This window comes from Nitrospirota bacterium (assembly GCA_040756155.1).
Lineage (GTDB): Bacteria > Nitrospirota > Thermodesulfovibrionia > JACRGW01 > JBFLZU01 > JBFLZU01.
On record JBFLZU010000088.1, the window covers coordinates 1 to 2,117 of the forward strand.

1 protein-coding gene is annotated in these 2,117 nt (G+C 41.3%); it reads right to left on the reverse strand.

Annotation, left to right across the window (positions count from 1 at the left end; all coding sequences use genetic code 11):
- The coding region (gene mutS, locus AB1488_08675) for a DNA mismatch repair protein MutS (GenBank protein ID MEW6410164.1) at positions 1 to 2,117 on the reverse strand (2,117 nt) is incomplete at both ends.

Sequence of the window (2,117 nt, forward strand, 5' to 3'; positions counted from 1 at the left end):
TGTGTTGCAAAAAGGGTCTTTGCCTTGATATTTCTATGTATGAATTCGGCAGTCGCCCACGCAATGCTTATCCCGTCAAATGTGCTCGTCCCCCGCCCTATCTCATCAAGCAATATCAGGCTCTTTCTTGTAGCGTTGTTAAGTATATTCGCAGTCTCTGTCATCTCAACCATGAATGTGCTCTTCCCTTTTGTTATCACATCTGACGCACCCACTCTGGTAAATATCCTGTCGGCGGTTCCTATCACTGCCTCTTTTACAGGGACAAAGCCTCCCATCTGTGCCATTATCACTATAAGGGCGATCTGCCTCATATATGTAGATTTTCCTGCCATATTAGGTCCTGTAATAATGAGAATCTGGTTTTCATCGCAATCTATGAGTGTATCATTAGGGACAAAGCGTTCATCAGACTCTATAAGTTCAAGAACAGGATGCCTCCCTTCTGTTATTCTTATAACTTCTTCGTCGTTGACCACAGGTCGTGAATAGTTATTCCTCCTCGCTACTTCAGTAAGGGACAGTATTGCATCTAATTCTGCCACAAACCCTGCAGTCCTGAGAACCTCTTCTGTAAATGAGGCGACATTCTTCCTTATCTCTTCAAATAATGAATATTCTAGTTCAATTATCCTCTCTTCTGCGCTGAGTACCTTTTCTTCATACTCCTTGAGTTCTGGTGTAATGAATCGTTCTGCATTCACAAGTGTCTGTTTTCTTATGTAATCATTGGGCACCTGTGAAAGATTAGCTTTTGTAATTTCTATATAGTAACCGAATACCCTGTTGTATCTGACCTTGAGAGACTGGATACCTGTCCTCTCCCTTTCTTTTACCTCTATCGCTGTTATAATCTCTTTACTCCTGTGTCTTGTATCTCTGAGATCGTCGATCTCCTCATTGTAACCCTTCTTTATCAATCCACCTTCCTTGAGTCCTACTGGGGGGTTATCATTTATGGACTCATCTATTATTTTTACAAGATCTGAGAGTGTATCAATGCCATCGGCTATGCTCTTTAATTTATTTGACTGCACACGACTAAGCGACTCTTTTATCCTCGGCAAGAGGCTTATAGAATTCTTCAATGCTATTAAATCCCTTGCATTTGCCACTCCAAGACTTATTCTACCAATCAGCCGATCCATATCGGATATATCCTTAAGAATACCTCGCAGAGATTCTGTGAGGAGATATTCCTCCACCATCTCTGCAACTGCCTCCTGCCTTATCTTTATCTCTGATACATCAATGAGCGGATACAATAGCCATTTTTTAAGCAACCTTCCACCCATCGCTGTTGATGTCTTATCAAGCACATCTATCAGTGTTCCTTTCCTTCCACCATCGTAGAGATTTTTTGTGAGTTCTAAATTCTTCTGAGTTACTGAATCAATAATCATAGATAATTCTGTCCTATAAACCTTTATCGAGCGGATATTATCTATAGATCGTTTCTGGGTCTCCTTGAGATAATGCAATAACGCTCCGGCTGCCCTTATTGCTGGTTTTAACTCTTCACAACCATAACCATCTAAGGAGTTGACCTTGAAGTGTTCACGGAGAAGGTCGTAAGCATAGCTGTAATCAAATATCCATTCATTATATGGATTAAGAGTGGCGTTAATCCCCTTCAGGAGTAATGGCTCATAACCTTCTGGATGAATTATCTCTGCTGGATTGATACGGACAAGTTCATCATAAAGCCCTGAGGTCTTAACCTCGAAGATAAAAAAATCACCTGTAGATATATCAGCTGAAGCAACACCAGCAATACCCTTGTCTATGAAAATACCTGCAAGATAATTGTTTTCCTTTGCCTCGATCAGTTTTGGGTCAAGGAGTGTCCCTGGAGTAATCACCCTGACAACCTCCCTCTTTACAATCCCTTTTGCTGTTTGAGTATCTTCTATCTGCTCGCATATCGCTACCTTAAAACCATTTCTTATGAGTCGGGCAATATAGGTATCTGCTGCATGGTAGGGAACACCACAGAGTGGAACTGCATCTTTTTTCCCCTTATCTCGCGAAGTAAGTGCAATCTGAAGAATTTTTGAGGCGACTACGGCATCTTCGTAGAACATCTCATAGAAATCACCGACACGGAAAAAGAGGAC